Annotated in this window: 37 protein-coding genes and 2 pseudogenes; 16 read left to right on the top strand and 23 right to left on the bottom strand. The window is 48.0% G+C overall.

The genetic code is table 11. The annotated features are described in order from the left end of the window. Positions 1 to 6: 6 nt before the first annotated feature. The 4 genes and pseudogenes from rsmA to DK430_RS10255 form a co-directional block, all read left to right on the top strand. Positions 7 to 870, top strand: coding sequence for a 16S rRNA (adenine(1518)-N(6)/adenine(1519)-N(6))-dimethyltransferase RsmA (rsmA, locus tag DK430_RS10270; RefSeq protein WP_109078966.1), 864 nt, complete (start codon positions 7 to 9; stop codon positions 868 to 870). Between the two features lie 3 nt (positions 871 to 873). Further along, a complete protein-coding gene (gene apaH / locus DK430_RS10265) occupies positions 874 to 1,701 on the top strand; it encodes a bis(5'-nucleosyl)-tetraphosphatase (symmetrical) ApaH (protein WP_109078965.1) in 828 nt (275 codons plus the stop codon). An 11-nt stretch (positions 1,702 to 1,712) separates the two neighbouring features. After that, positions 1,713 to 2,243, top strand: coding sequence for a GNAT family N-acetyltransferase (locus tag DK430_RS10260; RefSeq protein ID WP_109078964.1), 531 nt, complete (start codon positions 1,713 to 1,715; stop codon positions 2,241 to 2,243). Continuing rightward, positions 2,240 to 2,641: pseudogene (locus DK430_RS10255) on the top strand (HI_0552 family protein); the annotation flags it as partial. The gene DK430_RS10260 and the pseudogene DK430_RS10255, both read left to right, overlap by 4 nt. A gap of 191 nt (positions 2,642 to 2,832) precedes the next feature. On the opposite strand, the gene DK430_RS10250 reads toward DK430_RS10255, so the two are convergent. The 16 genes from DK430_RS10250 to DK430_RS10180 form a co-directional block, all read right to left on the bottom strand. Further along, positions 2,833 to 3,183, bottom strand: coding sequence for a Mor transcription activator family protein (locus DK430_RS10250; RefSeq protein ID WP_109078963.1), 351 nt, complete (start codon positions 3,181 to 3,183; stop codon positions 2,833 to 2,835). A 3-nt stretch (positions 3,184 to 3,186) separates the two neighbouring features. Continuing rightward, complete coding sequence (locus tag DK430_RS10245; protein ID WP_109078962.1) at positions 3,187 to 3,657, bottom strand: gp16 family protein; 471 nt, start codon at positions 3,655 to 3,657, stop codon at positions 3,187 to 3,189. Positions 3,658 to 3,735: 78 nt separating this feature from the next. Then, positions 3,736 to 4,281: a DUF551 domain-containing protein gene (locus DK430_RS13305; RefSeq protein ID WP_204352541.1), complete on the bottom strand. Its 546-nt coding sequence runs from the start codon at positions 4,279 to 4,281 to the stop codon at positions 3,736 to 3,738. A 14-nt stretch (positions 4,282 to 4,295) separates the two neighbouring features. Beyond that, positions 4,296 to 4,760 carry a hypothetical protein gene (locus DK430_RS10235; protein ID WP_109078961.1) on the bottom strand — a complete coding sequence of 155 codons (465 nt, stop codon included), beginning with the start codon at positions 4,758 to 4,760 and terminating at the stop codon, positions 4,296 to 4,298. A gap of 2 nt (positions 4,761 to 4,762) precedes the next feature. Further along, entirely contained in the window at positions 4,763 to 5,062 is a 300-nt protein-coding gene (locus tag DK430_RS10230) for a hypothetical protein (RefSeq protein WP_109078960.1), read from the bottom strand. A 10-nt stretch (positions 5,063 to 5,072) separates the two neighbouring features. After that, positions 5,073 to 6,518: a YadA-like family protein gene (locus DK430_RS10225; RefSeq protein WP_109078959.1), complete on the bottom strand. Its 1,446-nt coding sequence runs from the start codon at positions 6,516 to 6,518 to the stop codon at positions 5,073 to 5,075. A 35-nt stretch (positions 6,519 to 6,553) separates the two neighbouring features. Continuing rightward, a complete protein-coding gene (locus tag DK430_RS10220) occupies positions 6,554 to 6,736 on the bottom strand; it encodes an FMN-dependent NADH-azoreductase (RefSeq protein WP_109078958.1) in 183 nt (60 codons plus the stop codon). After that, positions 6,733 to 6,897, bottom strand: a complete 165-nt coding sequence (locus DK430_RS13300; RefSeq protein WP_204352540.1) for a hypothetical protein — start codon at positions 6,895 to 6,897, stop codon at positions 6,733 to 6,735. Before DK430_RS13300 ends, DK430_RS10220 begins: the two co-directional genes overlap by 4 nt. A gap of 365 nt (positions 6,898 to 7,262) precedes the next feature. Then, on the bottom strand, positions 7,263 to 7,784 hold the full coding sequence (locus DK430_RS10215; protein ID WP_109078957.1) for a host-nuclease inhibitor Gam family protein: 522 nt from the start codon (positions 7,782 to 7,784) through the stop codon (positions 7,263 to 7,265). Between the two features lie 11 nt (positions 7,785 to 7,795). Beyond that, on the bottom strand, positions 7,796 to 8,137 hold the full coding sequence (locus tag DK430_RS10210) for a hypothetical protein (RefSeq protein WP_109078956.1): 342 nt from the start codon (positions 8,135 to 8,137) through the stop codon (positions 7,796 to 7,798). A 1-nt stretch (position 8,138) separates the two neighbouring features. Next, positions 8,139 to 9,317, bottom strand: coding sequence for an AAA family ATPase (locus tag DK430_RS10205; protein ID WP_109078955.1), 1,179 nt, complete (start codon positions 9,315 to 9,317; stop codon positions 8,139 to 8,141). Between the two features lie 10 nt (positions 9,318 to 9,327). Then, positions 9,328 to 11,100: a TnsB C-terminal domain-containing protein gene (locus tag DK430_RS10200; protein WP_109078954.1), complete on the bottom strand. Its 1,773-nt coding sequence runs from the start codon at positions 11,098 to 11,100 to the stop codon at positions 9,328 to 9,330. An 11-nt stretch (positions 11,101 to 11,111) separates the two neighbouring features. Beyond that, the gene (locus DK430_RS10195) at positions 11,112 to 12,053 is read right to left on the bottom strand and encodes a hypothetical protein (protein WP_109078953.1); all 942 of its coding nucleotides are present in this window, start codon (positions 12,051 to 12,053) and stop codon (positions 11,112 to 11,114) included. A gap of 9 nt (positions 12,054 to 12,062) precedes the next feature. Continuing rightward, complete coding sequence (locus tag DK430_RS10190; RefSeq protein ID WP_109078952.1) at positions 12,063 to 12,359, bottom strand: helix-turn-helix domain-containing protein; 297 nt, start codon at positions 12,357 to 12,359, stop codon at positions 12,063 to 12,065. A 10-nt stretch (positions 12,360 to 12,369) separates the two neighbouring features. Next, a complete protein-coding gene (locus tag DK430_RS10185) occupies positions 12,370 to 12,549 on the bottom strand; it encodes a hypothetical protein (RefSeq protein WP_109078951.1) in 180 nt (59 codons plus the stop codon). Positions 12,550 to 12,560: 11 nt separating this feature from the next. Continuing rightward, on the bottom strand, positions 12,561 to 12,743 hold the full coding sequence (locus tag DK430_RS10180; protein ID WP_109078950.1) for a DNA-binding protein: 183 nt from the start codon (positions 12,741 to 12,743) through the stop codon (positions 12,561 to 12,563). Between the two features lie 118 nt (positions 12,744 to 12,861). Between DK430_RS10180 and DK430_RS10175 the strand changes: the two genes are divergently transcribed. From DK430_RS10175 to DK430_RS10165, 3 genes are read left to right on the top strand one after another with little or no spacing between them, the layout of a single operon-like run. Beyond that, positions 12,862 to 13,269, top strand: a complete 408-nt coding sequence (locus DK430_RS10175) for a helix-turn-helix domain-containing protein (RefSeq protein WP_109078949.1) — start codon at positions 12,862 to 12,864, stop codon at positions 13,267 to 13,269. 50 nt (positions 13,270 to 13,319) lie between these two features. Then, positions 13,320 to 13,739: a hypothetical protein gene (locus tag DK430_RS10170; RefSeq protein WP_109078948.1), complete on the top strand. Its 420-nt coding sequence runs from the start codon at positions 13,320 to 13,322 to the stop codon at positions 13,737 to 13,739. A 28-nt stretch (positions 13,740 to 13,767) separates the two neighbouring features. Further along, positions 13,768 to 14,016 carry a hypothetical protein gene (locus tag DK430_RS10165; RefSeq protein ID WP_109078947.1) on the top strand — a complete coding sequence of 83 codons (249 nt, stop codon included), beginning with the start codon at positions 13,768 to 13,770 and terminating at the stop codon, positions 14,014 to 14,016. Between the two features lie 277 nt (positions 14,017 to 14,293). Here DK430_RS10165 and DK430_RS10160 read toward each other — a convergent pair whose 3' ends face one another. The 5 genes from DK430_RS10160 to DK430_RS10140 all read right to left on the bottom strand — a co-directional run bounded on the left by DK430_RS10160 (position 14,294) and on the right by DK430_RS10140 (position 17,179). Then, entirely contained in the window at positions 14,294 to 14,644 is a 351-nt protein-coding gene (locus DK430_RS10160) for a Mor transcription activator family protein (RefSeq protein ID WP_109078946.1), read from the bottom strand. A gap of 3 nt (positions 14,645 to 14,647) precedes the next feature. Continuing rightward, positions 14,648 to 15,118, bottom strand: coding sequence for a gp16 family protein (locus tag DK430_RS10155; RefSeq protein WP_109078945.1), 471 nt, complete (start codon positions 15,116 to 15,118; stop codon positions 14,648 to 14,650). Positions 15,119 to 15,196: 78 nt separating this feature from the next. After that, positions 15,197 to 15,742 (bottom strand): DUF551 domain-containing protein, encoded by a 546-nt coding sequence (locus tag DK430_RS13375; RefSeq protein WP_239496814.1) that lies wholly within the window; start codon positions 15,740 to 15,742, stop codon positions 15,197 to 15,199. 2 nt (positions 15,743 to 15,744) lie between these two features. Next, positions 15,745 to 16,044: a hypothetical protein gene (locus DK430_RS10145; protein WP_109078944.1), complete on the bottom strand. Its 300-nt coding sequence runs from the start codon at positions 16,042 to 16,044 to the stop codon at positions 15,745 to 15,747. A 13-nt stretch (positions 16,045 to 16,057) separates the two neighbouring features. Further along, complete coding sequence (locus DK430_RS10140; protein WP_109078943.1) at positions 16,058 to 17,179, bottom strand: YadA-like family protein; 1,122 nt, start codon at positions 17,177 to 17,179, stop codon at positions 16,058 to 16,060. Positions 17,180 to 17,275: 96 nt separating this feature from the next. On the opposite strand from DK430_RS10140, the gene DK430_RS10135 reads away from it, so the two are divergent. After that, on the top strand, positions 17,276 to 17,524 hold the full coding sequence (locus DK430_RS10135; RefSeq protein WP_021616456.1) for a hypothetical protein: 249 nt from the start codon (positions 17,276 to 17,278) through the stop codon (positions 17,522 to 17,524). 1 nt (position 17,525) lies between these two features. On the opposite strand, the gene DK430_RS10130 is transcribed toward DK430_RS10135, so the two are convergent. Next, positions 17,526 to 17,903 (bottom strand): hypothetical protein, encoded by a 378-nt coding sequence (locus DK430_RS10130; RefSeq protein ID WP_109078942.1) that lies wholly within the window; start codon positions 17,901 to 17,903, stop codon positions 17,526 to 17,528. 1 nt (position 17,904) lies between these two features. Next, positions 17,905 to 18,255: a Gp49 family protein gene (locus tag DK430_RS10125; protein WP_109078941.1), complete on the bottom strand. Its 351-nt coding sequence runs from the start codon at positions 18,253 to 18,255 to the stop codon at positions 17,905 to 17,907. 156 nt (positions 18,256 to 18,411) lie between these two features. Here DK430_RS10125 and DK430_RS10120 point away from each other — a divergent pair, with 156 nt between their 5' ends. The 8 genes and pseudogenes from DK430_RS10120 to DK430_RS10085 all read left to right on the top strand — a co-directional run. Then, the gene (locus DK430_RS10120; RefSeq protein WP_109078940.1) at positions 18,412 to 18,780 is read left to right on the top strand and encodes a putative holin; all 369 of its coding nucleotides are present in this window, start codon (positions 18,412 to 18,414) and stop codon (positions 18,778 to 18,780) included. Positions 18,781 to 18,782: 2 nt separating this feature from the next. Continuing rightward, complete coding sequence (locus tag DK430_RS10115; protein WP_109078939.1) at positions 18,783 to 19,424, top strand: transglycosylase SLT domain-containing protein; 642 nt, start codon at positions 18,783 to 18,785, stop codon at positions 19,422 to 19,424. Beyond that, positions 19,415 to 19,861, top strand: coding sequence for a hypothetical protein (locus DK430_RS10110; protein ID WP_109078938.1), 447 nt, complete (start codon positions 19,415 to 19,417; stop codon positions 19,859 to 19,861). Before DK430_RS10115 ends, DK430_RS10110 begins: the two co-directional genes overlap by 10 nt. Before the next feature lie 99 nt (positions 19,862 to 19,960). Beyond that, positions 19,961 to 20,311 carry a hypothetical protein gene (locus tag DK430_RS10105; RefSeq protein WP_109078937.1) on the top strand — a complete coding sequence of 117 codons (351 nt, stop codon included), beginning with the start codon at positions 19,961 to 19,963 and terminating at the stop codon, positions 20,309 to 20,311. A 1-nt stretch (position 20,312) separates the two neighbouring features. Next, positions 20,313 to 20,618: a hypothetical protein gene (locus tag DK430_RS10100; protein ID WP_109078936.1), complete on the top strand. Its 306-nt coding sequence runs from the start codon at positions 20,313 to 20,315 to the stop codon at positions 20,616 to 20,618. A 9-nt stretch (positions 20,619 to 20,627) separates the two neighbouring features. Then, the gene (locus DK430_RS10095) at positions 20,628 to 21,167 is read left to right on the top strand and encodes a DUF3486 family protein (protein ID WP_109078935.1); all 540 of its coding nucleotides are present in this window, start codon (positions 20,628 to 20,630) and stop codon (positions 21,165 to 21,167) included. Between the two features lie 83 nt (positions 21,168 to 21,250). Next, on the top strand, positions 21,251 to 22,771 hold the full coding sequence (locus DK430_RS10090) for a terminase large subunit domain-containing protein (RefSeq protein WP_109079015.1): 1,521 nt from the start codon (positions 21,251 to 21,253) through the stop codon (positions 22,769 to 22,771). Positions 22,772 to 22,773: 2 nt separating this feature from the next. Then, positions 22,774 to 22,941 (top strand): annotated as a pseudogene (locus DK430_RS10085) (DUF935 domain-containing protein); the annotation flags it as partial. Between the last annotated feature and the right edge of the window lie 72 nt (positions 22,942 to 23,013).

Here is a 23,013-nt window from a genome sequence, read left to right as displayed (position 1 = left end):
TATTCAATGAATTCAAAAAAGCATTTAGGTCATACGGCGCGTAAACGGTTCGGGCAAAATTTCTTGCACGACAACAACGTTATTCAAAATATCGTGGCGGCGATTTATCCACAGCCTAACCAGTTTTTAGTGGAAATTGGCCCCGGTTTGGGCGCATTGACGGAACCCGTAGCGGAACAGGTGGAGCATTTAACCGTGTTGGAATTGGACCGTGATTTAGCGGAACGCCTACGCCATCATCCGTTTTTACATCAAAAACTCACTGTTATCGAAACAGACGCCATGCAATTTGATTTTTCCACCCTTTACGAACAAGAACATCTGGTGGAAAAAGGGCAAAAGCTGCGTGTCTTCGGCAACCTGCCTTACAACATTTCTACGCCCTTAATGTTCCATTTGTTTAACTATCACCACATTATTCAAGACATGCATTTCATGTTGCAGAAGGAAGTAGTGAAACGCCTATGTGCTGCGCCGAACAGCAAGGCTTACGGACGTTTAACCATCATGGCGCAATATTTCTGTCAGGTCATGCCGGTCTTGGAAGTGCCGCCGAGCGCCTTTAAACCTGCGCCGAAAGTGGATTCCGCCGTGGTGCGTTTGATTCCGCACGCCACTTTGCCGCATCCGGTGAAAGATTTATATTGGCTCAACCGCGTGTGCTCTCAAGCCTTCAATCAACGTCGTAAAACCTTGCGCAATGCCTTGTCCGGTTTATTTTCACCTGAAAATCTGACCGCACTTGAGATTGATTTGAACGCCCGCGCGGAAAATCTCAGCATTGCGGATTATGCGCGTTTGGCGAACTGGCTGGCAGACAATCCGCCGGCGGATGTCAATCAAGATGATGTGACGGATTCGGAAGCATAAAAAATGGCGACATATTTAATCGGCGATCTACACGGTTGCTATGACGAATTACAAATCTTACTGGAACGGGTGAACTTCGATTCCGCGCAGGATACGTTATATTTCACCGGTGATTTGTTGGCGCGCGGGGATAAATCCTTAGAATGCCTGCGTTTGGTGAAATCCCTAGGCAGCTCTGCGCACACCGTATTAGGCAATCACGATTTGCATTTTATTTCCACCGCACTTGGGGTGAAGAAAATCAAAGGGCGCGATCGCGTGGACGCCATTTTTGCCGCGCCGGATTTTTTCGAGCTCACGAATTGGCTGCGCTACCAGCCGTTACTGATTCACAATGAAGCGCAGAATTTCGTGTTAGTGCACGCCGGCATTTCCCCCGATTGGGATTTAAACACCGCCAAAGCCTGTGCCAAGGAAGTGGAAAATGTGTTGCGTCACGGCAATTACCGACATCTGATTGAACATATGTATGCCGAACAGCCCGATCGTTGGTCGCCCGATTTACAGGGGGTGGGGCGTCTGCGTTACAGTATCAACGTGTTTACCCGCATGCGTTTTTGCTACCTCGATCGTCGTCTGGATTTCGCTTGCAAGCTTCCTATTAAAGAGGCACCGACAAACCTTGCACCTTGGTTCACCTTGGATAATCCGTTGTATAAGCAAGAAAATATCGTCTTCGGGCATTGGGCGAGTTTGGTGGATGAAATCACGCCGCCAAACATTTACGCACTGGATACCGGCTGCGTCTGGGGTAACCGCCTTACCATGTTGCGCTGGGAAGACAAGCAATATTTCACCCAAAGTGCGGTCAAAAATTACAGTAATTTTTAAAGGCGGTTATCGTGCTGAATGAATCTTTCCTCACAAAAGAGAAACTGATTTTACGCCGTCCCAATTTAATGGATAAAATAGCCATTCTTGAAATGATTAAAGAATTTCAGCTTTATAAGAGTGAAATGGATGGTTGTTTTATTGATGAAAAACTTGATTACGAGAATTGGTTGGAGACTAATCTGAAATCGGAACAAGGAATTGACTTGCCGGAAGATTTTGTCTCTGCAGTTCAATTTGTTAGTTTTGATGAAAAAGGGCGTGCAATAGGCTTTCTTCACCTGCGTTTATCCTTAAATGAATATTTAAGACAGTTTGGCGGACATATTGGTTATAGCATTCGACCTTCTATTAGAAATAAAGGATATGCGAAAGAGCAATTAAGGCTAGGACTTCAGCAGGCAAAAGAGATGTCAATTTTTGATGTACTTTTGACTTGCCATACAACAAATATTGCAAGTCAAAAAGTTATCTTGGCTAATGGCGGAATTTATCAGGATACTCTTAATGAAATACAACGTTACTGGGTCAAAAATAAATGAATCAATCTAAACTGACTTCTCAATCTTGCGACCTCTTCAATATTCCCTTCTTCCAATTCGCCCAAATGAAAAAATTCTGTCCGGAAGACATTCCGCGCATTAAAGCGGATTACAAAGCTCATTGGGATAATTGGAAAACCACAATTTTGCAGGTTGCCGCCGAGCTCGGTGCGCCTTTTGCCAAGCCACATATTGAAAGTTGGACCAACGGTTGGCAGGTGCGCGGGCACTTCTTCGCCTATTTTAAATATGAATACAACCTCAATTCCGCCGCGATTTTGTCGGTGTTGCTGAACAGTCGTCGTTTGTCGGTGAGTCTGGACTGGCATTGTTATCGTGCCGATCGGTCGCAAATTAACGTGCAGCAATATAATCAATGGCTGGAGAATTTTGATTTTGCTGACCTATGTTGACATAAATAATATATCATCAGCGCAATAAATGGGACTTAGGGGGATAATCCTTGAAGAAGTGGGATAGGGGAAATGAAACAGCGTTACAGTATGTGCAACAAAATAATCAAAGAAAATAAAACAAAAAAGGCTCTAAAAAATTAGATCATTAGAGCCGTTATTTCCACCGTACTTTTTTACGTAAACATGTCCGGTTGTCTCTCCTTAATTATCCTATCCTGAATACGTTTAATAATCTTACGCAAAGCATTTTCTGTTAAGTCAAAGCGACGTCCAAGTTCGCCCCAATTTCGACCGTTGAAACTGTTATAAATATCTAAGTCGCGCTGGGAAATCTTATATCTGTAATCTTTCGGAAAACAGATAACTTGCCCGGCATATTCTTCGCTCAAACAGTTGGCAACGCTGACGCCAATCTGCTCACAAATGTCCTGCCCTAAGTTGTAATTTTTACATAGCGCAATCACCAGCGATTCGATTTCTTCCAGCAACTCGTGGCGGCGGATTTGCATTAGCGACTCTTTCATAAATTACTCCTTAATCATTCGTTTTTGCCACTGTTTAAGGCGTTCCAACACAACTGACGCCTGCTCATTGTTGAGCCAGCCCACAAACGGAATCGGCTCGCCTTGCGCATTTTTAGCGATATTTTTAACGAACGCATTCAGACCGTCTTCGCTGCGGTCACGGATAATGCCGGCGTCCGCCATCTCAATCCATTTTGCACGGATCTTTTTAACGATATTGCTACTCACCGGCGCAGAGCTCGGCGGCGATTTGCGTCTGCCGTCTTTAAAACGCCCGCCGGAAACCTGAAAACCGCGTTTTTTCATCGCGTCCACGACCTTGTTTAGCTCAATCAACGTCATTTGTGTGCAGCTATCTTTTCCAACTGTATTAACAAGAAAAAGGCGATACACCTCTTTATCCATCTGTAACTTACTTTTCCCGATGTGTATAAGCTGAATTAATTGCTTTCTTCTTGCTTCTTTTTGATCCATTTTTTGCCCTCTCCGTCATACGATTAAGCCTTCTCTCGCGAGAAGGCTGAATGATATGTTAGATTTTAAGAATAAAGGCTATTCTGAAGGTGGTTGTGGTAGCGGTTGCCAATAAATAACCTCTACTTCCTCGCCCAGATTTGTGTCTGACTCCCAGTATGGAATCAAATTTCCTTTGCGGTCCTCTTTGTTGTCATACAAATACCAACCAAGTCCGACAAACCAATGATCACCATCTTCGGTAAAATAAATCAGGTGTTTGTTACGTGCATTACGATATTCAGAGTCCGTCGAAAAAGGCTCCGGCAATCTCTCCGAGCACTTAACCCACTCATTCTGTGGATATTCAACAAGCACCGGATTCTCAACCATGTGAGTGTACTCATCGGCATAGAGTTCTTTTTCCTCGTCGGTGAGCGGTCTGGTCGGCAAATCAAACCCACCTAATACAACCCCAAAACACCCTTCTTTTATAGCGTCTTCAAGGTCAGTATCAAATCCATCATTTGCGCCAAATTCAAAAGTTTGGTCGACAAAGTCTTGCGCCTGTGCTTTGGCTTCTTCGAGTGTTTCATGCGTAATGAACTCACGTTCTAACGCGTCATAAGCAAAATATTTTTTCATTTTTTGATCCTTACTTAGTAATAAGTTGGAAATTGACTTCTTAAAATCAAATAGCAGTTTGTTTTTAGCTCAAAAATGCTTCTTGGAAGTCCGCTAATCGGCATGGTCTTGCGCGATTTTCCGTCTGTTTCGAGCCCGCAAGGTACGCCGATTGCTTGCCAATTTCGGACAGCTTGTATAGCAACTTCTTCAAGGTGTAATGAGTTGATAACAAAGGATTTACCGCCTAAACGTGAAAGCAGATCACTTTGTCTGATAAGTTTCTCCACTTTGCGTTTGAATCGCCCTTTGCTTAGATTTGAGCCGGCAACAAGATCATTTATATTTAGTGTTGCAAACATTTCTGCATCCTTTGCCGCTTCGTTTTCGCTATAAGTACCAATGTTATCACCCATATAATTCACGATTGTGCTACTTGCTACATGGCTTAATGTTTCGTCCCAAATATATTCGAGGATTTGGTTATCTGTGACTTTCATTTTTACTCCTTATCTCTCTCAACAGACATCACATACCCCATCCATAACAGCTCACAAATTGCATCATAAAAAAGCTTGCTAATTTTCAAGTTTGACGACGGTGAGCTGATGAATCCCTGATTTTGCCAGTTCATTAGGATGTTACGCTCTGCGCTGTTAATATGTTTCGGATCTACGTTATTGTCATTAATTACGCAATATTGCAAATAAGGCATTAAACGTAGCTCAGTTTGGGTGAACTCATAACCCAGCAACTCTTGTGCTTTAGCCATGATTTCGTCGGTTAGCATACCTCTTGGCATAAATCACCCCTTACCACTGTCTCGTCAAACCCGCACCAAAAGACACCTCATTTTGCGTATTAACCGCAACTGACGCGCTCACGATCCATTTTGTGTTGTCGGTCATTTTTGAGTAACGCACCGCGATAGCTTGCTGACCTGCGTGACCGCCGACACCAACACCCAGCGCGCTATAACCGCCGTGTGTTGCGTGCGGAATGTTGGCAACAGCAAAAGCGGAAGCCGTGCCGGCACTGGCGCGTTTACGGTTTTTAGCAACATCGCCCGCAAGGTTGTTAATGCGTTTGTTGGTATCTGCCAATCCTGCGCTTAATTTGTTGATGTTAGCGCGGTTGGTGGCGATTTGGCTGTTATTGGCTCGAATCTGGCGCGCGTTGGCATTAATTTGGTTGTTATTAGCTTGAATTTGGCTTGTATTGGCACTGATTTGGTCGCCGTTGGCTTTAATCTGGCGCGTGTTGGCAGAAACTTGACCCGCAACCGCGTAAAGTTGGCTACCGTTAATGGCGTCGGTGGACGTTTTGCTGACCTCTCCTGCGGCAACATTAACAACCTGACGTTTTAGCTTGTCATCACCGACGGAAACCACCGCTGTCGGGTCACTGCCGGCAAAATTGCCATAATTAACGCCATTTACGACCGCACTTTTAACCGCTTTTGCCTCTTGCGTTTTTGAGCTGTCGCCCAATGCCACGCCGAAAGTGTGGTCTGCCTGTGCGCTACCGCCTAATGCGACCGCACTTTTCGCCGTGGTAGCGGAATCGTTACCTAACGCAACCGCCGTGTCGGCAGTGGCACGTGAGCCTGTGCCGACCGCTAACGAACTCACACCGCTGGCTTTAGTGTCGGAGCCGAAAGCAGAGGCGTTTTGTGCGGTGGCTTCCGCCCGCTCGCCGACTGCGCTTGACTCATTCGCCGTAGCTTTGGATTTGGTGCCGATAGCGATGGAGTTATTGCCCTCGCTAAGTGCGTCACGACCTAACGCCGCACTTTTAATGCCTTTTGCGTTGGCTAATGTGCCCACCGCCGTGCCGCTGTACGCGCTCACACTTGCACCGTCGCCGATTGCCGTGCCTGTGCTGGCGGTTACTTTAGATTGCACGCCGATTGCTGTGCCGTAGCTGGCGGTAATCGTTGCGCTGTTGCCGACCGCCGTGGATAAGTCGCCGACAACGTTGCCTTGCAGGCTGATAGACGCGTTGCCGTTGACGGTGCCGCTAATTGCCAGCGCGGTTTGACCTTTGCTGATAGCGTGGTCGCCGATGGCAACGTTGCGGTAATCATGCGCTTGTGTATAGTTGCCGATGGCGGTGGATTGGTTGCCTTTTGCCTGCGCATAAGTGCCGATTGCAACGGATTGGTCGCCGGTAGCGGAAGCGCCGGTGTCAAGGTTAATGCTTGCGTGTGCGTTGACGGCCAAAGCCACGGAGAAAGCGATTAAAGTCATTTTTTTCATGTTTTTTTCCTTATTTAGGTTGGTTAATAAAATCTTTACTGCTCAAGAATCGGCGTAATTTTCCGCGCCACATGTTTCATTTCTCGGCTTGCGGTTTGTAACATCAGCAAGCATTCCTGTTCTTTGTCGTCGAGCCACATTTCCCGCGCCATTTCAAGCTGTTCGGCAATGTGCGCCAGTTGTTCGGTGACTCTGATTTTTTTTTCGTCGTGGGTCATAATTCTTCAATCTCCACCACATCGTCGATTTCCGTTATCACATGCGGAAACTCGTCAACGTTAACCTCATTTAAATCAATGAGCGTGTTTACTTCTTCAATGTTTTCCGCCTCCACGGTCACTTCAACCATGCAATAAAGGCGGGCGATATATTTCGGCATGTTGTCCTCCTGTGTTAGGTGTTTGCCTCTTTGTTTGCTAAAATGTTTATAAAACGTTTTGCTAAGTTTTAGTGTATTATGGTACGCGTTTGAGTATATGTCAACTCTCTTTTGCGTATATTTATGGGTGTTTTTTGTAAAGATAAGGTAAAGAAAGAAGGGCTAAAAATAAGCCCGCACGGGGCGGGCTTGGAGGGTCACCAATATCTGCCGATGAGCACGATTAAAATCAGCGAAAAGGCAAGGTGAAACTTTAACAGGGTTAAAAAGGCTTCGTTCATCTCAATATCCGGCTTCGTCCAGCAACCCCACAATCAGCGCCAACACCGCGCCGATAATGAGATACGTTAAAGGATTGCCCAGCATTAAGCCGCCTCCTGTTCAAACGGGGTGATCACAAAGTCTTCCACCCCGGTGATCACTTTAATGCCCGCAATGCCGGCGACCGCACTTTTCTCATTGAGAATGGCTTCCTTGTTGATTTCTTCCTTGGTGCGGATAAAGCGCTCCAGACCATGAATACGCAGGTTTTGTAACACCGATTCCACGCCGGTGATTTTCACGCTTGGGTTGCGCACCCGCCAGGACACCTCGCCGGTCACCAAGTTGGCGGTTTTGGTTTTGCCGCCGTTGGTGATTTGGTCGCGGTTGGCTTCGCTCCAGTATTGCACCCCGTTGGTTAGCGCGTTAATGCGCTCTTGCAGCGGGACGAATCGGTCTTTGTAGCTTTCGGTGATCTCGGCGATTTTGTCGTTCATCTCCGCTTCCATGCGGGCGATTTCGCGGCTCAGGTCGCCGATGGTTTTAATGTCGCTTGCAGCGTCTTCGCGGGTTTGCGGCACGTAAACCTGAGCGGCGGATTTAACGCGGGTAGCTGATTTAGCCATTTTTTTACTCCTTAGTGAATAGTGATGTTGATGTCGTGTTTGAGGAAGGAAAACATAATCCGGCAACCGGCAATCATGGTTTCTGCCGTGCAAATAATGCTGTCGTCCCCCTCATGGGTTTGCATAACCACCTCCGCTTTGCCTCGGGCAACCCAGCGGCGGGTTAATGCGTTGTGTCGCACGTTGATAATCGGCACAGGTGCCAAAAACACATGGCGTACGACTAAGCCGATACGGTTGCACTCCAGCACGGCTTTTTCGGCTAAATTAAGCTGACTCAACGCGTGCATGCTCGCCAGGCTTAACGGTTTTTGCGCTTTCTTTTTCGGCGCGTTTTTGTTTTTTTCTGTCATCTCAAACCCCTTTGATGACGTCGGCGCTGACTAACGGCGCGCCCAATTCGGCGGCAAGATTCATCGCGCCGGTGATCAAGTTGCCCACCGCAAGCGGATATAACAGGCTGTGTTGGGTTTTTGCCCGGCTGTTGCTCATCACCAAGCGATTACGTAACGCGTCCAGCGCGTCGCGCTCAAAGATGTCGGCGGTTTTGCGTCCCACCGCTTTCAGCCGCCACGCCACATATTCTTCTAGGCAATTATCCAGCGGCGCCAGCTCCACAATTTCGCAACGTTGCACCACTTCGCGCACCTCAAAATTGCGCTCGGAGAGTTTTTGTTTAAGCTCCGGCTGACCGATAAGCACAATCGAAAGCAATTTTTTAAAGCCGTCTTCCAGCTCAAAAAAGCGTTTCAGGTGCTTTAAAGTCGGCACCGGCAGACTGTGCGCTTCTTCGATGATTAAAATATGCTGATTGCCCGCCCGTGCACTCTCTTTTAATACGCGGTGCAACTGACGGAAACGCGCTTCCGGCGAGCGTTTCACGCTTTCCAGCGGCGCCAGCGTGTTGATAATGCTCTCCGCAATGTGCGCCGCTTTTAAGGTTTTGCCCTTGAGGTCGTTGTCCTCCATGGCGATGATGTACGGCTCAATCACAATCACCGGCAAGCCGTCATGATTAATGCGCTCAATCAAATCACGCCGCAGGGTGGATTTGCCGGCACCGCTCTCGCCGACCACCGCCATAAACCCGCCGAAGCGCGCAGTTTGGAACAATGCCTCGCGCACATAGCGCACGTCCGGCGAAGAAAAAACCTCTTCGGCAGACCGCACTTCGTCCGTGAATGGGTTATTGAATAATGAAAAATGTTTTTTAGTGGCTGGAAATAAAGCCTGTTTTGCGAGTAACATAGTGTCTTCCTCTGTTGTTATTGACTGCTCGTCAAGGTTAGGGGAATCCTCCGCAGGCGTTGCCTCGCCTGCGGAATCATCCGTTAAAAGTTCGGAAAGTGCGGTCGAAATGCCGAGTGTTTTTAACACCTCGGTCAACCGCGTTTTAAATTGCTCGGTGCCGGTTTTAATCAGCAAACCGTGATTCACCAAATTGGTGATCACCGCCGGTGACACCGACAACAAGCCCGCAAGTTTTCTTTGCGAAATGCCTTTTTCTTCTAAAATTGCTTTAAGTTTCAACATAATGTCGTCCTTATGCGTTAACTAACCGCAACGGTTTTGCCGTGCTCGGCAGGTGCTCTTGCGCCAATAGCGCTTCCAGTTCCGGCTCGCTCATGCCGTTCGGGTAACGCTGATTAAGCCACGCCATGGTTTCCGCGCTGTATTCTGCACCAAAGCGCGCTTTCAGCCGTTTTGCCACCTCGATTTTGTTAAGCGGTGCCAGCTCCACCCGTTTGGCGTTGGCGGTCAATTCGTGCTCTTGTCCGCGTTTTGGTAGGTAATCCACGTAATCGTGCTCTTCCACTGCCTTGTAAGGGTTAATGCGCCCGCCGAATAATGGCGCTTTGGCTTTCTTGGCGGCTTTCACTTCGTCGTCCGTTTCGGCGTCGTATGCGATGCGCTCTACGGTCTCTTTGTTGTACTCAAATACGCTCTTGTTGTGCGGTTTGTACTCTTCGCCGATAATCGCCGCATCCACGCGGAAGCCGTGGTCGTCGTATGCCACCGGCTCAACCACCGTCCAATATTGCAACCCGTCGGCATCCACCCGGCGCACCTGTATGCAGTCGGGGCGGTATGGGTTTTTGCCGATAGTCACCACCGTGCCAACCATGGCCTCATTAATGTTGCGCAGGTCGTAAGTTTTAGATTGGAAGCTCACCGTTAAATCGTCTTTGACGGTGCGCTCGGTGAGTTTGGTCACCATCAACTCGCGGCAAATATCAAGGCTTGGCGCCATCACCAACTGCTCGGCGGTAATCCCAAGCCATGCCTGATAACGCGTTTTGTTGTGGCGCGTATGCACCGCCGTGCCGTTAAAATAGGTCATCCAACGCCCCGCCAGTTGATTCAGCTCGTCTAGCCCGCTCACCCGGGTAAAGCGCAAACCGCTCTCAAACTGCCGCTCCACAATGTCGTTGCCTTTTTCCACCTGCCCTTTGGCGCGCGGTTTGCCCGGTGCATTGACTTGCAATTTAATGCCGAGCTGATTGCACAAATGGGCAAACATAGCGGAGGTATTTGCCGAGCCCGGGTCAAGCATCACCATTTTCGGCACGCCGCAAAACGGGTCGCGGGTGTTGCGTTTTTGCATGGCGTTAATAAAGCAATTGCACAGGTTTTCCGCGCTCTCGCCGCCGTACACATACTGCACATAAATCACCCCGGAGGCGTGGTCGGTGATGACATAACGCCACACCCGTTGGTTTTCCACTTTTTTGATGTTGGCGGGTTTGTTTTTGTAAAACTCCTTTTCTTCCATGATATTTAAGCCGTTACCACCGTCCGCTTGCTCTTTCAGGTAATACAACACACACAAAGACGGGTCGATTTGCCAGCAATGATTCGGGTGCAGGCTTTTCATCGCGTTGACCGGTGCCGGGCGGGAAAGTTGTTCCGGGTGCAGGTTATAGGCGCGTAACGCGCGGCTGACCGCACTTTCGGAGAGTAACCGCACTTCGCCTGTGCTCTCGTCGATATACTCGGCTTTGATCTCATTGTTGGCGCGTAACACCTTGAGCACATCGGCAAGGCTCGACATCACTTTGTTGTTGACCCCGCGCCGGCAAGCCAGCCAATAAGCCGAAATGGTTTGCGCCTCGTCCAGCTCCAGCGCCACCGCGCCTTTGTCACTGCGTTGTTTGCGCGCTTTCGGGGCGCATAACGTTTTTAGTTCGCGCATTAATGTGGCATGGCTGACATTAAGTAACTCACAGGCTTGCGCATACACCTCGCCTTTTTTGCCGTGCGGCGCATTGGCGGCAAGGTGGGCAATTTCAAGGAGTTTTTCGGGTAAAATCGCCATAATGCAAATTCCTATTGATTGTCACCGTTTAAAATTGCGTTAAATTCCGCGTCGTAGTCTTTGCCCTCAAAGCCTTCGCGCATCCACTCCGCGCGGTTGTCACCGTCCGCTAGGCGTGGTAAATTAAAGGCGGTGCGCAGCTCGTTCAGCACCAACTCAATCTCCGCAAGGGTGCCAACCATAAATTGTTTATGGTCGATACCGTTTTCCTGCGTGTGTCCATCCAGCGTTTCAAAGGCTTTCCATACTTGACCGCGCAGAATGGCTTCGGCGTTGTAAACCAGTTGTGAGGTTTCTTTGCGTAACAAGCCGCCTTTTTCGTCCGGGCTTAACGTATTGATGTGGTTTTTCTTCTTCTCCAACTCAATGTCGAGTTGGTTAATGCGATCGTTTTTGTTTTTCAACACCTTGCTTTGTGCCTCGTAGTTGGCGTGGCTTTGTTTTAATTGTCCTTCCAATACTTCTTTTTCGCGGGCATGTTTGGCGGTTAATTCCTCGATTTTTTCCAGCAATTCTTCTTTGTCGGTGTCATCTTCATATTCCGCATCCACAATTTCCGCGCGGACATCTTCGGGCAGTTTGCGCAATTTGCGCAGGTCGCGGTAGCCTAAGCCGAGGCGCTTACTGGTTACCAAAAAGTCTTCACCGAGGACGTTTAAATTTTGGATGTCGAGATTGACTTTTTCGTAACTCATGCCTAAACACTCGCAAAATTCAACAAAAGTTGTACATGTTACAGATTCTCCAGAAGGGTTATTTAAGACTAACCCTTTGAATTGTTTACTTTCTTTAATTTCCTTTAGCAATTTGATTTCTGTAACCGTTACAAGCTTTCTGGCAAAACTGCCCATTTTCAGCATACCGACTACCTCGTAGGCTTGAGCTTTATCTTGTGTCATTTGCTTAACAAGTATTGATACTGCGGTTTGTTGTTCTAATGTTAAATCTGTCATGGTTTATCCTTAGTAGGCGGCGGTGCCTAAGCGTTGTTTGAGTTCGTTAATTTGTGCGCTTGCCTTGTCCATATTGGCGGCGTGGCGCATAGCGATTTGGGCAAAAAGGGAACTGAAAGCAAACTTGCCGCTTTCCAGCTTGATGACAAAACCCTCATTCTTGAGTACATCAAGGGTGCGGCTGATATTTGCCGGGCTTTCGTCTAAGGCGGTGGCGAGTTCTTTGTTGCTTAACCCCGCAAAAGAATTGTTTTGCAACACCTTAATCACCCTCAAAGCACGCTGTGCCGAATTGACCTTCTCCATGTCACCCCCCTTATTTTTTTAAAATGCGGCGTGCAACGGAAAGCGGGATGCCGAATTCTGCGGCAATGTCGCGTTCGTCGCGGTTGCGACCTTGATTAAACACGACGTGCTTGTTTAATTGTTTGACGGCGCGAATGCGGTATTCCCGTGCTAAATACCAAGTGCAAAATTTAATTAGTAACTTTTTCATGCTCCACCTCGTTAGTTAATCGGTTTTTTTAATCCAAGTTTTAAAGCGATTTCGTGCGCCTTGCCTCGGTCGCCCTTGGCGAAGCCGTTCAGCACGCGGGACACTTCCACGGGGGTGTAACCGTGTTCTTTTGCCCACGCGGCGAACGTCCAGCCGTTTTGTTTAAATTTGCGTTTTACTGCTTCTGGTGTCATTATTAGTTCTCCTGTTGTTGGTTAAATGTTTATGAAATGTTTTGCTAAGATTTGAATGTATTATTGTACGCGTTTGCGTATATGTCAATATGTTTTTGATTATATTTTGAGGTTTTTTATGTTAATGGGTGAAAGATTAAGAGAAGAAAGAGAAAGAATTGGATTGACTCAAGCGGCATTAGGTGCGGTAGGCGGCGTACAAAAGCAGGCGCAACTGAAATATGAGAATGGAGCACGAAACCCTACATCTGAGTATTTAATTGAAATAGCCAAGGTCGGCATTGATGTAAGTTATGTGCTCTTCGGCACTCGCGCCAACAATGCACTCACCGCCGAAGAAGAACAGCTGATCGCCACTTTTCGTGCCGCACCGCCTGCCGTGCGCCAGTTTATGTTGGGCGGAATTGCGTCGGCAAGCATGAAAATTGAAGGGAATCACAACAAACAGCACAAAAATACAGACGCCGACAATATGGAAATTAAAGGCGATAACAACGTACAAATCGCAGGCAAAGCCCGCAAATAATAAGAATTAGAGTCTCATTAGCTACACACACCACGGAGGATAAAACGGCTATGACGATGACAATCCAAGGAAACAATAACACGCAAGTCAGCGGCAACTTAACCGAAAACCACTACCACGGCCCGCAAAGCGCGGAAATCCCGCTCGACCACCCGCACCGGGTGTTGTGCCCGCAGTGTAATTTGCCAACGCTCAAATTTAATGAATACTGCGGCAACGGGCGCTGCACCTACGGTATCCGCCTGCATTTCGCCGAGATTGAACGCAAAAAACTGCGCGAAGCCAACCGAGTCGCCCGTGTCATCAGCGACCGACTGAACAATATTAAGTTTTTTAAAATCGGCATTGTGGCGGCCGCCGTCTTTGTCGGCTTTTATTTGGCAAAAAACCACATCGGCGGCTTGACCGGGCATTTTATGGCAATCGCCGGCATGATAATGCTTGCGGGCTCGGCGCGGGCGCAGAAATAAGAATTTATAAGGAATAACCGGAGGGAACATGAAAAATCTAGAAAGTATCATCATTGCAGAAATGGAAAAACACCATCCGAATGCCGTATCGGACGCCGAATTTTGGGCGAAACTCGAGGAAACCTACGGTGAGTTTGAGCTAAATAACGTGGTGATGGGGTTGTATAAGCGAGGCGTAATTGGATTTATGCCCTACCATAAAAAAGGCTCACCGACACAACCGCCGGCAAGCCCTTATAAAATCGTTTATCGTGCTATGACACTTCGAAAACGCTAAGTCATTCCTCTTCTTGCCCGGTAATTTGCGCAAAAAGCTCTTCTTGCTGGGCAAACACACCTTGCAGCATCACATCGACACCAACCAATCTGCCGGCATTCTGATCCATAGTGATATAAATAATATAGTCTCAGCGACATAAATGGGACTTAGGGGGATAATCCTTGAAGAAGTGGGATAAAGAAAATGAAAGACCGTTACAGTATGTGAAAAAGAATAATCGTAAAGATAAACAATAAAAAAGGCTCTACAAAATTAGATCAGTAGAGCCGTTATTTTATATGAACATGTCGGGTTGCTTCTCTTTAATTATCCTATCTTGCACACGCTTAACAATCTTCCGCAAAGCATTCTCAGTCAGGTTATAACGACGTCCAAGTTCACCCCAATTGCGACCGTTGAAACTGTTATAAATATCCAAGTCACGTTGAGCAATCTTATATCTGTAATCTTTAGGAAAGCATATAACTTGCCCGGCATATTCTTCGGATAAACAGTTGGCAACGCTGACGCCAATCTGCTCACAAATGTCCTGCCCTAAGTTGTAATTTTTACATAGCGCAATCACCAACAATTCGATTTCTTCCAGCAATTCGTGGCGGCGGATTTGCATTAGCGACTCTTTCATAAATTACCCCTTAATCATTCGTTTTTGCCACTGTTTAAGACGTTCTAACACAATCGACGCCTGCTCATTGTTGAGCCAATTCACGAATGGAATCGGCTCGCCTTGTGCATTTTTAGCAATATTTTTAACGAACGCATTCAAACCGTCCTCACTGCGCTCTCTGATAATGCCGGCGTCCGCCATTTCGATCCATTTTGCGCGGATCTTTTTAACGATATTGCTACTCACCGAGGCGGAACTTGGTGGCGACTTACGTTTACCGTCTTTAAAACGCCCTCCGGAAACCTGAAAACCGCGTTTTTTCATGGCATCTACGACCTTGTTTAACTCAATCAAATTCATCTGCGTGCAGCTATCTTTGCCCACTGTATTAACAAGAAAAAGGCGATACACCTCTTTATCCATCTGTAACTTACTTTTCCCGATATGAATAAGTTGAATTAACTGCTTTCTTCTTGCTTCTTTTTTTTCCATTTTTGTCCTCACTGTCATATGACTAAGCCTTCTCTCGCGAGAAGGCTGAATGATATGTTAGATTATTAAGAATAAATGCTATTCTGATGGCCGTTTTGGTAGTGGTTGCCAATAAATAACTTCGACTTCCTCTCCTATGTTTTCGACTGATTCCCAATAAGGGATTAAATTTCCTTGGCAATCCTCTTTTTGGTCGTATAAATACCATCCAAAGCCAATAAACCAATAGTCACCATCTTCCGTGTAGTAAATTATGTGTTTATTTTCTTCGCTACGATGCTCATAATCGGTTTGTAACGGATCAGGCAATCTATCCAAACACTTAATCCACTCATTTTGCGGATACTCAACAAGCACCGGATTTTCAACCATGTGAGTGAACTCATCGGCATAGAGTTCTTTTTCCTCTTCGGTGAGCGGTCTGGTCGGTAAATCAAACCCGCCTAACACAACCCCAAAACACCCCTCTTTTATGGCATCTTCAAGGTCAGTATCAAATCCATCATTTGTGCCAAATTCAAAAGTCTGGTCGACACAGTCTTGCGCTTGTGATTTAGCTTCTTCTAGTGTGTCATGCGTTGTGAACTCACGTTCTAACGCATCATAAGCAAAATATTTTTTCATTTTTACTCCTTATCTCTCTCAACAGACGCAACATACCCCATCCATAAAAGCTCACAAATTGCATCGTAAAAAAATTTGCTAATCTTAAGATCAGATGAAGGCGCACTGATGTAGTCTTTATATCGCCATCCGGTCAAGATTTTGCGTTCGTTGCTGTTTACACGGAAAGGTTCTATGTTTTGGTCATTAAGCACACAATACTGTATATACGGCATCAATCTCAGTTCTTCTTGTGTGATTTCATAGCCCAATAATTCTTTTGATTTGGCCATAATTTCGTAGGTTAATATGCCTCTTGCCATCTTTTTTTACTCCTTACCACTGTCTCGTCAAACCCGCACCAAAAGACACCTCATCTTGCGTATTAACCGCAACTGACGCGCTTACGATCCATTTTGTACTATCGGTCATTTTTGAGTAACGCACCGCGATAGATTGCTGACCTGCGTGGCCGCCAACCCCAACGCCGAGCGCACTATAACCACCGTGTGTCGCGTGCGGGATATTTGCAACCGCGAGCGCGGAAGCAGTGCCAGCGCTGGCACGCTTGCGATTTTTAGCAACATCACCGGCGACACGGTCAATGCGTTTGTTTGTGTCCGCCAAGCCCGCATTTAATTTGTTAATGTTCGCGCGGTTGGTTGCAATTTGGTTGTTGTTGGCCTGAATTTGGCGCGCGTTGGCATTAATTTGGCTATTGTTGGCTCGAATTTGGCTTGCGTTGGCATTAATTCGGTCACTGTTGGCTTGAATTTGGTGTAAGTTGGCAGAAACTTGACCCGCAACCGCATAAAGCTGACTGCCGTTGACAGCGTCCGTGGAGGTTTTGCTGACCTCACCCGCGGCAACATTAACAATCTGACGTTTTAACTTGTCATCACCAACGGAAACCACCGCTGTCGGCTCACTGCCGGCAAAATTGCCATAATTAACGCCATTTACAACCGCACTTTTAACCGCTTTTGCCTCTTGCGTTTTTGAGCTGTCGCCCAATGCCACGCCGAAAGTGTGGTCTGCCTGTGCGCTACCGCCTAATGCGACTGCACTTTTTGCGGTGGTGGCGGAATCATTACCTAACGCAACCGCTGTATCGGCTGTCGCGCGTGAACCTGTCCCCACGGCTAAAGAACTCACGCCGCTAGCCTTAGTGTCAGATCCAAAAGCCGAGGAATTTTGAGCGGTAGCTTCTGCTCGCTCACCGACGGCGCTTGATTCGTTCGCGGTGGCTTTGGATTTCGTGCCGATAGCGATAGAGTTATTGCCTTCGCTTAGTGCATCACGTCCTAATGCCGCACTTCTAATGCCTTTTGCGTTGGCTAATGTGCCAACCGCGGTGGCGCTGTATCCGCTAACGCTTGCGCCGTCCCCGACTGCGGTGCCTGTGTCAGCAGTCACTTTAGATTGCACGCCAATCGCCGTGCCGTAGTTAGCGCGCACCGTGGCAGTGTTTCCGATTGCAGTAGATAAAAGACAATATTTTGGAATACATCGACAAAGAATAAATAAGAACCTAATAAAATAACCGGAGGAAACATGAAAAATCTAGAAAATATCATCATTGAAGAAATGGAAAAACACCATCCAAATCCTGTATCGGACGCCGAATTTTGGCAAAAACTTGAAGAAACCTACAGCGAGTTTGAATTAAATAATGTGGTGATGGGCTTGTATAAGCGTGGCGTAATTGGGTTTATGCCGTACCATAAAAAAGGCTCACCGACAGAACCACCGGCAAGCCCTTATAAAATCGTTTATCGCGCGATGACGCTTCGGAAACGCTAAATCATTCCTCTTCTTGCCCGGTAATTTGCGCAAAAAGTTCTTCTTGCTGGGCAAACACACCTTGCAGCATCACATCAACGCCAACCAATCTGCCGGCATTCCAGAAATGAAGAAATGAGGCAGAATCCCAATAAACGCTTTCAGGTGTAGCGACGATCCATTCCGCTTCAATTTCGCATTCTGCGATTTCCTCGGCGCTGGTCACATAAATAAACTCGCCGTCAATAGGCTGTTCTTTGGCTTTTGCAGCGTAACCATAACGGTTACTGCTTTGATGCAAAGGAATCAGAAAAGCGTCGCCATAGTCTTCGGTGGTCACCAAACAATAGCCCGTCGGCGTAATGACAACCTTAACGATGTTGATTGATTTAAGTTTCATTTTAAGCCTCGCTACGTTGTGTGGCTTCATACATCCGCTGTTTAGCTAAATAGCCTTCCAGCATCAAAATCTTATCCATCGCATTATCAAAGGCGACTTTCTGGCCGACCTCCATGTCATACGTTGCTAGGCTTAGGCATGCGCTTTCACCTGTGACAGTAAAGCCGTTTTGCAGCGTCAGTACGCACACCGTAAGCACGCCATATTGTAAGTAGTCCGCCGTTTTGATCACGGATTTGATGTGTTCATAGGTTAATTTTTCCATTGTTTTTCCTCGTTTTTCGTTATTCGGTAAGGGCGGCAGGTCATAAGGCTTGCCGCGCGGGGTTAAATGCGCAAAAGGTTGATACATTACATTGTCAGATCCTTTTTCTGTGGTTTTTCGGTGTGCCTAGTTTGCCTGTCCGTGCATCAAAAATATTCTAAACGCGTCCAAAATACGCGCACTTCATAAATAGCTAAGCTAAAAACTCCAAACCACCCCATTTATCAAAACTAAGGAGTTTTTATGAAAGGTTTTTTAAACGCATTAAAGCACGGTCGCCTATTATCTTGGGTCATTTCCGCCCTGTGTTTACTTGCGATCATTGGTCTTATTTCACCTGCGCAGTTGCCTGTAGTGTTGTATAAATTGGCCCTAGTGTCTATTGCATCCATTATCGGTTACCACCTTGACCGCGCCTTATTTCCGTATTCGAGCCCCGGCAGTTATTTGCGCGAACGTTGGAATAAACGCGAATCCAAGCTCGCCTTGCGCCCTGAAAATCAGCCGGAATATCCGATTTGCGATGGCTATTTGAACGTCTTTGCCGTGGTGGTATTACGCCGCGCGCTCATTGTTGGTGCGGTTATTTTGGGCGTGACGTTAGGACTGTAACTATGCGCGTTGTCCATCGCACCAATAAGTGCTTCAAATTTTGCGCCCATGCCTTGGTGGCGCTGTTGCTATCCTCGCTTTTATGCGTGCCGTTAGCCTTCAGCGCGCCGAATCAGGCAGCGCAATACCAACGCACCTTAACCCGCGAAAGCTATGCCGTTTGGGGCTTAAATGCCCCAATCCCAGTGTTTGCCGCGCAAATCCATCAAGAATCGCAGTGGAAAACGACCGCACTTTCGCCCGTCGGCGCGCAAGGCTTGGCGCAGTTTATGCCAAAAACCGCCGACTGGATTTCGGCGTTGTATCCCGAACTTGCCGACAATCAGCCCTACAACCCCGACTGGGCGTTGCGGGCGTTAGTGCGTTATAACCGTTACAACTATGAACAGATTAATGCGCGTACCGAATGCGACCGTATGGCATTTATGTTATCGGCATATAACGGGGGCTTGGGTTGGGTGCAACGTGATAAACGCAAAGCCAAGGCGCAAGGGCTTGACCCGCTGACCTACTGGCAAAGTGTTGAGCTCGTCAACAGCGGGCGCAGCCGTGCCAATTTTGCCGAAAATCGTGGCTACCCAAAGCAGATTATCTACCGCTGGCAACCGCTTTATATTAACTGGGGGATTCCGCAATGCTTATGAGAGGCGTCACCGCACTTTTTAAAACTGACATCGGCAGAGCTATTTTAAACGGCGTGCTGATTACGCTGTTTACTATTTGGAGTTGCTACCAAGCCTATGAGCGCGGTGTCGCTGATACCAAAGCCACCTACGAACAAGAGGAGAAAACGGCAATTAAGGGGCAATTAGACCGCATGGGACGTGACATCATGACGGCGGCTGTCGTTAGCCAAATCACCCTCGCCAAACTTGCCGACTATCAAACCGAAGGAGACCAAACAACCTATGAACTACAGCAAACCCTTGCGAAAAACAGCCATCGCCGTCGCGATTGCCGCTATCCTGCTGACAGCCTGCAAAAGCTCAGTGACGCCCGCACCCGCGCAGCCAAAGCCGTTACCGGCGGCATTAGCGGTGCCGTGCCAAGCCCTGCCGCCACTCCCGCAAAACCACAGTGACGCGGTGTTAGTGGCATTAAAGCAAATGTATGATTTATACGGCATTTGTGCCGGCTTGCACGTGGATTTGATTAATTATGTGCAAAAGGGGGAGGGAAAATGACGGAAGTCAGTACATGGCAGGTCATCACCTTTTTTGTGAGCCTGGTCATTACCATTATCGGCATGCTGATTGGCTTTGGGAAAATCCTGCTCGCACAGTTTGAATCCAAGCTGAACGAAAAATTTAAGTTTACCGAAACCCAATATCAGCAGCTCCACCAAGACATCAAAGAGGCGCGCCGCCTTTCGGAAGCTGCTAACAACATCGTGATGGAACTAAAGATAAAAATGCCGGAGGACTACCAAAAACGCGACGACGCGATTCGTAGCGAGACCGTTAATTCGGCGCGGTTTGACGCAATCAATGAAAAGTTAGACAGGGTAATTTTAATGTATGGACGAAAATAACATGATCCAATTTGAGAAAAACAAACGCGAGCACGTACGCTGGTTAATTTTGCTTACTCTCGACCACGCCCGTCCCATCGGTGCGGCGGAAAGCCTGATTTTAACCACCATCCAAAGCGTGCCGATGCAACTGACCGCCCTTGAGTTACGCCGCGAAATGGACTATTTAGCCGGGCGTAATCTCATTGAGTTGCGCGGACGCGATACTGCCCGCTGGCACGGCAAATTGACCGCTGAAGGCATTGATTTTGTCGAGTACACCAGCGCGTCTATCAACGGCATTGCCCGCCCTGAAAAATACTGGTAAGGAGGCGACATGCCGAAACGCTCAACCGTCAAACAACTGCCGCAATCCGTCAAGGATTGGCTGGACGCCGCCCTTGTTGAGAATAACTTTAGCGGTTACAGCGCACTGGAAGACGCCCTCAAAGCCCGTGGTTACGACATCTCCCGTAGTGCGGTGCACCGTTACGGGCAGGAGCTGGAACGCCGTTTAGCGTCGGTGAAAGCCAGTACCGAGGCCGCAAAAATCATCACGGACAATATCAGCAGTGACAAAGGCGCACAAAGCGACGCGATTTTGGAGATGATCCAAAGTCAGGTGTTTAACACATTGATGAAAATGGAAGACATCAACGCGGAAGACGACCCGATGAAACGCCTTGCCGCCTTGTCTTTTGTGGGTAAAAACATCAGCCCGCTTATCGGTGCCAGCATTAACCTGAAAAAATACCAAGCCGAAATCAAAGCCCGCGCCGAAGCCGCCGCCAAGGAAGTGGATAAGGTTGTGAAGAAAAACGGCTTAACCGAAGAAACAGCCGACCAAATCCGAAAACAAATTTTAGGAATTGTGTAATGACCGAAAAACAATCCACTGCCGCCGACGATTTTAAATACTCCGAAGTGGCAAAAGCCATTAGCCGTGAATACCGCACGCCCATGTTGTTGCTCGGTTATCAGCAACGCTGGTGCGCGGATTTAACACCGGTAAAACTGTGCGAAAAGTCCCGCCGTATTGGTTTGACTTGGGGGGAGGCGGCGGATACCGGATTACTTGCCGCATCACAAAAAGGGATGGATGCCTGGTACATCGGCTACAACAAGGACATGGCACAAGAATTTATCCGCGATTGTGGTGACTGGGCGAAAGCCTACGGGTTGGCGGCAGGTGAGATTGAAGAAGTCGAAGAGATTTTTAAGGATGGCGATGACGAAAAAGCCATTCTGGCTTATGTCATACGTTTTGCCAGCGGCTGGCGTATCACCGCGTTGTCATCCCGCCCCTCTAACTTACGGGGTAAACAAGGGCGCGTGATTATTGACGAAGCCGCGTTCCACGATGACTTGCCGGAATTGCTTAAAGCGGCGATGGCGCTTTTGATGTGGGGCGGTCAGGTGCATATCATCAGCACCCACAATGGCGTGGATAACCCGTTTAACGAGCTGATTAGTGACGTTAAAGCAGGTAAAAAACCTTACAGCCTGCACACGATTACATTTGATGACGCCATTAAAGACGGGCTTTATCAACGTATTTGTCTGCGTTTGGGGCGCGAATGGACGCAGGAAGCCGAGGACGCTTGGGTGGATGAAATCCGCGCCTCTTACGGCGACGCGGCGTCCGAAGAGTTGGATTGTATTCCGCGTAACTCCGGCGGCGCGTGGCTCACCCGTGCACTGATTGAAAGCCGCATGAGCAAAGACACCCCGCTCATCCGCTTAACCAAAAACGATGAATTTAGCTTAATCGACGAGCCCGTACGCTACGCCGAAATCGAAGAATGGTGCGAAGAAAACCTGCTCCCGGTGTTGCAATCTCTGCCGAACGGGCAACGTAGCTACATCGGCGAGGACTTTGCGCGTAGCGGTGACTTGTCGGTGATTTGCGTAGGACAAGAACAGCCGGATTTAACCCTCAAAGAAGTGTTGGTGCTGGAAATATCCAAGGTGCCGTTTAAGCAGCAGGAACAGATTTATTATTACATCGGCGACCGCCTGCCGCGCTTATCCAAAGCCGCAAACGACGGACGCGGCAACGGGCAATTTTTATCCGAAGCGGCATTTGACCGCTACGGGCAGGTGGTCGAATCGGTGATGTTAAGCGAGTCATGGTACGCCCAACACGCGCCGCCGTTTAAAGCCGCTCTTGAGGACGGGACGTTTCACGGCATTCCGCGCCACGCCGACATGCTCGACGATTTGCGCGCGTTCCAGGTCATCAAAGGCACACCGCGAATCCCCGACAAACGCACCACCGGTACGAGCGGCACACAACGCCACGGCGACGCGGGCATTGCGAAGCTCTTGCTCTATTATGCCTATCGCACCGACGAGGGCTTTGAGATTGATTTTAAAGCCGGCAAACGGCGCGACACGGCGGATTTATTCGGTGAAAGCGCGGGCTTTTCTGCGCGCGGATTTGGTACGGTGCGAGGGCACAATAATTTTAGAGGATTTTGATTATGGGCATTAAAGATTGGTTTAAAAGCAAAAACAAAAAACCTGAAACCAACCGCACTATCGCCGGCACCGGCGACGGGCAGGACATCACCAAAGCCTACATGGGCGAGCTGGCACAGCCGGAAGACGGCGTACTGCGCGGACGCGGCAACGGCGACCTGTCGCTTTATCCAACGTGCCGTAAAACTCCGTCCTTCAGGGCGGAGATATAAGGCACAAACGGCGTAAGCCGTTTCAAACCT

Source organism: Aggregatibacter kilianii, assembly GCF_003129965.1.
In the GTDB taxonomy this organism is placed as follows: Bacteria; Pseudomonadota; Gammaproteobacteria; order Enterobacterales; family Pasteurellaceae; genus Aggregatibacter; species Aggregatibacter kilianii_A.
The sequence above is the reverse complement of the archived record's forward strand: the minus strand, read 5'-3'. Positions and strand labels throughout refer to the sequence as shown.